This is a genomic window from Latilactobacillus fuchuensis (assembly GCF_900258455.1).
Lineage (GTDB): Bacteria > Bacillota > Bacilli > Lactobacillales > Lactobacillaceae > Latilactobacillus > Latilactobacillus fuchuensis.
Map to the genome: position 1 here is coordinate 1,441,435 of NZ_LT984417.1, position 7,974 is coordinate 1,449,408.

The 7,974-nt window shown below is 41.1% G+C and carries 12 protein-coding genes and 2 tRNA genes; 4 read left to right on the top strand and 10 right to left on the bottom strand.

Annotated features, from left to right (window positions below; all coding sequences use genetic code 11):
* Positions 1–376: 376 nt before the first annotated feature.
* The 4 genes from LFUMFP_RS06815 to LFUMFP_RS06830 form a co-directional block, all read right to left on the bottom strand.
* Positions 377–787 carry a cupin domain-containing protein gene (locus LFUMFP_RS06815; protein WP_025083181.1) on the bottom strand — a complete coding sequence of 137 codons (411 nt, stop codon included), beginning with the start codon at positions 785–787 and terminating at the stop codon, positions 377–379.
* 37 nt (positions 788–824) lie between these two features.
* Positions 825–1,538 (bottom strand): SDR family oxidoreductase, encoded by a 714-nt coding sequence (locus tag LFUMFP_RS06820; RefSeq protein WP_106483315.1) that lies wholly within the window; start codon positions 1,536–1,538, stop codon positions 825–827.
* A gap of 125 nt (positions 1,539–1,663) precedes the next feature.
* Positions 1,664–1,990 (bottom strand): MazG nucleotide pyrophosphohydrolase domain-containing protein, encoded by a 327-nt coding sequence (locus tag LFUMFP_RS06825; RefSeq protein ID WP_106483316.1) that lies wholly within the window; start codon positions 1,988–1,990, stop codon positions 1,664–1,666.
* A gap of 50 nt (positions 1,991–2,040) precedes the next feature.
* A tRNA-Gln gene (locus LFUMFP_RS06830) sits at positions 2,041–2,113 on the bottom strand.
* 106 nt (positions 2,114–2,219) lie between these two features.
* Between LFUMFP_RS06830 and LFUMFP_RS06835 the strand changes: the two genes are divergently transcribed.
* From LFUMFP_RS06835 to LFUMFP_RS06845, 3 genes are all read left to right on the top strand, one after another.
* Positions 2,220–2,474 (top strand): hypothetical protein, encoded by a 255-nt coding sequence (locus LFUMFP_RS06835; RefSeq protein WP_025083178.1) that lies wholly within the window; start codon positions 2,220–2,222, stop codon positions 2,472–2,474.
* 72 nt (positions 2,475–2,546) lie between these two features.
* Positions 2,547–2,619, top strand: a tRNA-Glu gene (locus LFUMFP_RS06840).
* A gap of 311 nt (positions 2,620–2,930) precedes the next feature.
* Positions 2,931–3,554, top strand: coding sequence for a GyrI-like domain-containing protein (locus tag LFUMFP_RS06845; protein ID WP_025084030.1), 624 nt, complete (start codon positions 2,931–2,933; stop codon positions 3,552–3,554).
* A 213-nt stretch (positions 3,555–3,767) separates the two neighbouring features.
* On the opposite strand, the gene LFUMFP_RS06850 is transcribed toward LFUMFP_RS06845, so the two are convergent.
* Genes LFUMFP_RS06850 through LFUMFP_RS06865 form a run of 4 tightly spaced genes read right to left on the bottom strand, consistent with a single transcriptional unit; the run spans position 3,768 to position 6,000 of the window.
* A complete protein-coding gene (locus LFUMFP_RS06850; protein ID WP_025084029.1) occupies positions 3,768–4,043 on the bottom strand; it encodes a hypothetical protein in 276 nt (91 codons plus the stop codon).
* A 31-nt stretch (positions 4,044–4,074) separates the two neighbouring features.
* Positions 4,075–4,449 (bottom strand): hypothetical protein, encoded by a 375-nt coding sequence (locus LFUMFP_RS06855; protein WP_025084028.1) that lies wholly within the window; start codon positions 4,447–4,449, stop codon positions 4,075–4,077.
* A complete protein-coding gene (locus LFUMFP_RS06860) occupies positions 4,442–5,746 on the bottom strand; it encodes a Y-family DNA polymerase (RefSeq protein ID WP_056950322.1) in 1,305 nt (434 codons plus the stop codon). Before LFUMFP_RS06860 ends, LFUMFP_RS06855 begins: the two co-directional genes overlap by 8 nt.
* A complete protein-coding gene (locus LFUMFP_RS06865) occupies positions 5,746–6,000 on the bottom strand; it encodes a hypothetical protein (RefSeq protein ID WP_106483317.1) in 255 nt (84 codons plus the stop codon). Before LFUMFP_RS06865 ends, LFUMFP_RS06860 begins: the two co-directional genes overlap by 1 nt.
* 121 nt (positions 6,001–6,121) lie before the next feature.
* On the opposite strand from LFUMFP_RS06865, the gene LFUMFP_RS06870 reads away from it, so the two are divergent.
* Positions 6,122–6,307 carry a hypothetical protein gene (locus LFUMFP_RS06870; RefSeq protein ID WP_025084026.1) on the top strand — a complete coding sequence of 62 codons (186 nt, stop codon included), beginning with the start codon at positions 6,122–6,124 and terminating at the stop codon, positions 6,305–6,307.
* 67 nt (positions 6,308–6,374) lie between these two features.
* Here the strand turns inward: LFUMFP_RS06870 and LFUMFP_RS06875 are convergent, their stop codons facing one another.
* Entirely contained in the window at positions 6,375–7,127 is a 753-nt protein-coding gene (locus LFUMFP_RS06875; protein ID WP_106483318.1) for a CPBP family intramembrane glutamic endopeptidase, read from the bottom strand.
* Between the two features lie 157 nt (positions 7,128–7,284).
* Positions 7,285–7,908, bottom strand: coding sequence for an aggregation-promoting factor (gene apf, locus LFUMFP_RS06880; protein ID WP_106483319.1), 624 nt, complete (start codon positions 7,906–7,908; stop codon positions 7,285–7,287).
* Positions 7,909–7,974: the final 66 nt, after the last annotated feature.

Genomic DNA, 7,974 nt, shown 5'->3' on the forward strand with positions numbered 1-7,974 from the left:
ACTAAATAAGATTGTTTTTAAAGGTGTCATGTATGATTGATCTCCTTGAATTTAAGTTTTGTGTTTCAACGTGTGACTAATATACCATCTAAATTCCCGTTGTAAATATCAAACAAGTAACAATTGATGACAAAATGGTAACAGTTTAACGGCAAATCCCGATCAAGCTGTAATGAACACCGCTTTATTGCCCGTCCTTAACCACTTTACCAATCAATAAATAACGTCCTATTATTTTAAGCAAAAAAATAAACGCTCTTAAAATGAATTAAGAGCGCTCTGTAATAACTTTGGGGGAGATATTACTTTTATAGTTTATCGCACGTTAACAAATTGCGCAATAGCGATAATAAAATAACATTGTACGTTATACTATTCACTTACTCAACTGATTATAATCCTCATCAGAAACGGCTTCCAACCATTCTGGTGTGCCGGTCGTAATCGCCACGTGTGAAAACCAACTATCTTTAGTTGCCCCGTGCCAATGCTTAACCCCATCATGTGTGACAATCACCATTCCCGGTGTCAATAATTGCGCCGGCTGTCCCGCTTCTTGATACCAACCTTGCCCACCCGTGACTAATAAAATTTGATAGCCAGCATGATGAATATGCCAATGATTCCGACAGCCAGGTTCAAACGTGACGTTGCCCACACCAACATTGATTGCTGGATCATTCACCAACCCTTGTAAATAACTTTGCCCCGTAAAAAAGGCTGCATACGCGTCATTTTTGGGACCCATTTCAAAAATACCATTTTGCACTGTTTCTTGATTAGTCATCTGATTACCATCCTTCATTTAGTTTTAATGTGCTTCTTTAAACTTGTTTTGTTGGGTAGATTGTAAATTCATTAACGTTGACGTCTTCTGGTTGATCGATTGCAAAATTAACGACCCGCGCAACCGCATCCGGTGTGATTCCGACCGCCGCGTAAAAGTCCGTCATATTTTGTTTAGCGGTTTGATCGGTAATCGTCGTCAATAATTCCGTATTGATGGCCGCCGGGTATAAACTAACCGTCCGAATATTAGTCCCTTCCTCGGCGCTCTCCATCCGAATCACTTCCATTAGATTCCGGACAGCAAACTTAGTGGCACCATAGACACCAGCGCCGGAAAAACTTTTGATTCCGGCAACTGACGACGTCGTAATAATCTGACCACTCTTTTGAGCAGTGAATTCCGGCATAATCGCAGCGACACCATTCAATACGCCGGTTAAATTAATATCGATCATCTGTTGCCATTCGGCCGTATGCAACGCGCTAATCGGTGACGTTGGCATAATCCCCGCATTATTAAATAACACATCGACCCGGCCAAATTCAGTTTTAGCCAACGCCACTAACGCCTGCAAATCAGCTGCCTTAGTTACAGCAGCTTCAATGGTGTCAACCACGGCTTGTAACCGATCCGCCCGCCGAGCACCCAATACGACTCTAGCACCATTGGCGGCCAACAATTGAGCACTGGCCGCGCCAATCCCTGAAGAAGCGCCCGTAATAATAATCACTTTATCTTTAATTGTCATTTGAAAAACTCCCTTGCTTTTAACTACAATCGCTAGATTACACCCTCGAGTGCACTATAAGGCAAGCTTCTTTTCAAAATAAAAAACGACTTTCCCAAATAAATTGAGAAAGTCGCTTGATTAAGCTATTTATTTTTAAAGCGTTCAGTCAGCTTGTGTTCACTATACTGGCTTAATTCACTCGGTTCAATTTGATATTTCGAACAGATAATTAATAACTGATCGAAACAGTCCGCTAATTCTTCTTTTAAATTATCGTATTTAGTATCCGTTGACTGAACCGCTTCGCCCGGATGGTCCCGCCCTAACTCGATTGTCCGAATCGCGCGCGATAATTCACCGACTTCTTCAGATAAGAAATTCAGCCGAATCAGCGGTGAGTATTGATACCAATCACGCTGTGTATAAAATTGCGTCAACCACGCTTGATGTGTTTCTAAATGATTAGCCATCGAATTCACTCCATAAAAAAAGCCTACCGCAGTAGACTCCTCGAATTTAGTTGGGTATATAGGGATCGAACCTATAAATTACGGATTCAGAGTCCGGTGCCTTACCAGTTTGGCGAATACCCAATGTTATTTATCACGGATACTATGATACCGCTGATTGGAACCCTTGTCAATTCTATTTTTTAACAAAATCGCCAAAAAGGACTATACTATAGAAGGAGGCGGTTAAATGATGGATAAAACAGCAATCGAGAAATTGTTTCAAGGTAAAGTATTATCGCATGACCAGCAATCCGTTTTAATTGAATTAGCTGATTCCCGCAAAGAATTATCAATCTCAATCGAAGAAGATGTCCTGGCGTTAATTGAAAAACATCAAGATTATGCACTCAATATCATTAAGAACCTAAAGAAAAAGTCGAATCAGAAAATTACTAAAGAACACATTAATATTAATCATCGTAATTATAAAATATTTATCTAAGCATCAGTTTGTCTTAATTAAAGATTGACAGCGCAAGCTTTATTCGATAATATATTAATTGTTACAAAACCTTGCCCGTTGGTCAAATTGGTTAAGACGTCGCCCTCTCAAGGCGGAGTTACGGGTTCGATCCCCGTACGGGTGATATTTAAAACATCCCAGAAGATAGAAAAGCTGTTAAACTAAGGTTTAACGGATTTTTTGTTGCCTTAAAACAGCCTAGAAAACAGATATATTTTGACTTTATTTTGACCTAAATCGGTAAATTTTAACGATTTTGTACCCTATAAGGGATAAATCGCTGTTATACCAACGCTATTAGAATTGGTTTGCTAAAGTCGTCAATTGGCTTATAATTGAGCTAGTGAATCATCATGACTTTTAAGGAATACATCCACCACTCCCACTTACTGTAAAATCTCAATCATTATTTTTGATTATCAAAGGAGTTTTCCAATGGAAAAAGCAAACTGGCGTCAAACAGAAAAAGAAATCTACCCACTGAAAAAGGCACCCTCGATCACGACCTTGCCATCACAAAGTTTCATCACTATCAGCGGACAAGGTAATCCGAACGGTCCAGAATTCGCACAAAAAATCACGGCACTTTATCCCATTGCCTACAAGATTCGCATGGCACCGAAGAAGGGAATCGAATTCTCGGGTGCCTTTGATTACACGGTCTACCCGCTTGAAGGCTTCTGGTCATTAGCGAGCGGACACCGTGATGGCCCATTGGATAAAGATTATTTACAATACAAAATAATGATCAAACAGCCAAGTTTCGTTGACGAATCAGTTTTCAACCGAGCAGTTGAGCTGGCGCATGACAAAGTAGCACCGGAATTATTAGCGCAAGTTAAATTTGAAACCTTTGACGAAGGTGATGTTGCCATGATCATGCATATTGGTTCATTTGATGATGAACCAGCTAGCTTTGCAAAGTTAGAGACGTTCATCGACGCATCCGGCTATCAACGCACTTTAAAAGAACACAAGGAAATTTACATCTCAGATTTTCGCCGTGTACCCGAAGCAAAACGGAAAACAATTTTACGAGTCAGCGTTGAGAAAAAATAAAATATACCATCAGGATCGTCTTCAAAAGAAAATCCTGATGGTCATTTTAATATTGAACCAGCTAAGCACCCATCAAAAGTGTTTTACACATTATCTTCTATAAATACTGTCATATCAACTTTAAACCCAAAAGCCCTGCCAAGGAATTTCTTGGCAGGGCTTTTGGCAGAAAATCACATCATTCTTACTAAAATATCGATTTCTAACCACTCGTTATCTCATCGCCACATTCTGTCCGCCGACTTTTAAACAGCCGCATTCAGACATTGTGGCGATTTGGGTATCCAATTGGACCATCACGTCGTGGATCACCCGTAGATTAGCGCTTGGAGCATGGCGACAGATAAATAGTGGCAAATCATTGCGCAGATAATAATAGCTCATCGAATCAACGTAGCCAACATCGGTCTGCTGTAATGTAACCTGTCCGATTTCATCCAGGGTGATTGAATATTGTTGATTAATCTGGATTGGTTCAAATTTAGTCATTTTAATTATTCTCCTCGAAACACATTTTAAATTAAGCTTTTTGAATCGAATAGATGGCGTCAATTGCAACGGCTTGATCATTAATAATGATTTGACTCCCAAACCAACCGCTGATTGGCCCCACTATTTGATGTGGAATCAACCCCTCAACGGTTCGTTCAGCCTTATCAACCGTGACGGGATAACCCTTAACCACCGCCTCGTTGATTAAGGCCGCAATCTCGGCTTCTGTCATTGTTGGGCCATGTTGTTGACTACGCGCTTGCTGACTGGCAGTCGCTGTCTTGGCAACCACTGCGGTATGGTCACTTAAATAGAACCCTTGCCACTTCATCATGCCCCGATCATGGTAATCATATTTTAGAAATTGATTGACTAAGTTCGAATCATAACCATCATTACTCATACGTGTTGCCTCCGGCGTGGCCGCCAACCAGGCCAGTGCGTTCAATCGCAGTGGCTCCTTTTGATTTACTTGATAATTTAACGACCGACTTAAAACCGTACTTCTGACGAATACCATCAACCGTCCGATCAAGTTTCTGCTTCTTAAAGTTGACGTCTTTCACATCAAATAAATCAAGCTGTGCGATATGATCATCCACTAACTCACCGCACGTAATACTGACGTGTCGAATCGTTTCATGGTGCCATTTAGCTCGAAACAGTCGTAAGGCGTGTTGCGTCAATTGACCATTCGCATTGGTAGCATCAATTTTAACGGAGCGCCCAAAGCCAGCACGTGGTGAATCGGCTTTTTCGGAAAACGAAAAACCAATCCCCAGACTGATAACGGTCGCCGCTTGATGATGCGACCGTAATCGAGCAGCGACTTGTTCGACAATCTCACGAATCACAACTTCAATTTCAGCTTGATTCACATAATCCCGCGGCAATACTTGGCTGTTGCCGTACGACTTCTCTTTGGCGTGATACTTTTCCCGAATTAAAGCCCGATCAATCCCCCAGCTAATCGCAAATAACTGAGCGCCGATAATTCCCATTTTTTGTTTCAACAGATATGGATTAGTATGGGCTAAATCAGCCATTGACTGAATGCCGCGTTGATTGAGTTTATCAGCCGTGCGTTGTCCAATTGACCAGACATCCGTTAATTGGGTAATTGGCCACAGCTTATCGGGCACATCTTCATAATGCCATTCCGCAATCAGACTATGATTCTTTTTGGCCTCAAGATCGAGGGCTAACTTCGCTAATACGGGATTGTCGCCAATTCCGACGGTTAGATAAATACCGGTTACCTTTTTGACCGTCAATTGAATCTGACGCGCGACTTCATGTGGTGTTGCGCCAAACAAATGCCAGCTATCCGTCATATCCAATAACGATTCATCAATCGAATAGGGATGAATATCCACTTCCGCCGTAAATTGTTGAAAAATCCGGTTAATCCTTAAATTCTCTTGGATATACAAGTTCATTCGTGGTGGTCTTACAATCAATCGCGGATCGTCGATTGGCACATCACGCGCCCGCGTCACATTACTAATCCCAAAGATTTTTTTGGCCATCGGACTGGCCGCTAAAACCAACCCGCTTCCCGTATTTTCAGCCGCGGACATCACAACCAAGATGGCCCGCAATGGATTAAGCTGCATTTCAACTGCTTCCACCGATGCATAAAAAGATTTAGAATCAATCATAAAAATCACTCGGTGTGGTTCATTCTGATAATCATACATTAGGCACTCATGGCCGTTCTAACGTAGTATTGATCAATCACGAGTTGCTTTCTTTGATTGTAGTGGCCGTAAATGGCAATCGGCGCATCAGTTTCAGCAACATACATAAAGTTCAACGCGTCTTTTGCGATTAAACAATTATAATCTTGAGTTGTGGTCTGCAACGTAAACCGCACCAAATACGGATCGAAACTAATCACTTTAACGGCGCTGATAATCGTCCCTTTTAAACTAATATTTGTTATATTGACCACTCCTCTATGAATTACATTATACGAACAAACGTTCTGGTTAGTCAAGTGATATTTATTTGTTATAATAATGTTATCACGCGTCGTAAAGGAATTTGCACGCGACCAAAAAGGAGTTTTCAACATGTCATCAATGGCCCATTCAGCGTTAACGCTGCTACTATTCGTCTCATCCGTCGCAGTTCTTATTTCAACTGTCATGACCTTCATCGGTTTTTTGAAAAAGAATCAAACTTTAAAAAAAGCCGCGACGGTCGTTTTCTGGATTAGCATCGTCCTACTATTAATTGCCTACCAATTATTGAAATAACCAATCCCTACTTCCTAAAAAAATAAACAGCCACCTAGATTTAGGTTGCTGTTTATTTTTTTATCTATCAATGTTTAAATATCAGACCAAATATTAATGGTAAGGCAAAAAAAAAACTGTCATATAGTAAATGCGTCACATACGTTAACCAAATATTTTTGGTCTTCAAATATAGGACGTCCAAAATTAATCTCAAGAAAACAATACTAGTGAAAACCATCGGTACATTCCATTGATAACTTGGTAAATGTAAAGCACCAAATAAAATTGAAGTGACGATTGTACTTAAAATAATACTGATTTTACGACTAACACCAAGCGCTTTTAACCCCGCCATCATCGCTAATAACGGGATTAGACTGATTAATTCTTCCCAAAAAAGACTTAGAATATTATCCAAGAAAACTGCCAAATAGCCGACCAAACCAGTGACCTGATCACCCGCCACATCACCGTTAGTGGTCTGGCCAATTAGATTCAGAGCAATCGTACTGCCAAGTCCAATGACCACCATCAATAGCACATATTTGATAATCGTTAGTGTATCGCGCCATTTTAAAGGTTTAAACAACGCCCCAATAGCGTGTTTGGTAAACCACCACAATAAGCCCATCGGTACGCCAACCAAAAAAATATCCATTAGTGCAGTCGCAATCCCCTTTGGTAGAAAGGATAAGGTCGCCGTACTCATAATCCAGAACTGTGCGAGTAAGACAAGCACCAGGCTAAGCCACTGAACTATCGTTAATTTTTGCGGATCGCCCGCATAATACGGAAAATCGCCACTATTTTTTTCAATTTTAAAATAATCCCGTTGCACTAAACACCCCTCCTAATCATTAACGCCATTTCTGATTGATTCATCTATCCTACCATTGATGTTTAGCGGCTGCCAACTGATAAGGTAACCAAAGTAAAAAGCACACCAATCCGCAATCGAATTAGTGTGCTTCGTTAATATTATCTAAACTTTAAGCTTAATACCAGCCGTTGCTTAACCAGAAGCTCTTAGCGGCGTCCCATGAACCGTAACGGCTCGTGACGTATTGATCAGCGACTTTTTCTTGATTGGCAGCTGAATAGTCACCATTCAAGTATGACGCTGATAATTGGTAACGACCGATTAATTGACCGTTAGTGGCTGTATATGAACCGCCGGATTCCTTTTGGGCAATCCATTCTTTAGATGAGCTCGTGGTTGCGGCAGTTGCGGTTGTCGTTGTGGCAGCTGGTGTCACCGTTGCGGCTTGAACTGGTGCCGCTGTTTGTGTCGTTGCGACCGGCGTTGTTGTTTGGGCAACTGGCGCTTGAGTTGTCGTAGCGGCTGCTTGAGTCGTAGTTGAGGCCGTTGTATCCGCATCAATCGTTAATTGTTCGCCGACGTAGATTAAGTTGATATTTGAGATACTGTTGTTCTTAGCGATTGAATCGACTAAATCGTTGTTGCCAGCGAATTTATTTGAGATTGATGATAAAGTATCACCAGTTGTAACGGTGTAAGTTGTGGCTGCACTTGCTTGACCGTTGCCTGCGAAGAGGATTCCAGCAGCTGTTGCGGCCGTTAATGTTGTACTAAATAAGATTGTTTTTAAAGGTGTCATGTATGATTGATCTCCTTGAATTTAAGTTTTGTGTTTCAACGTGTGACTAATATACCATCTAAATTC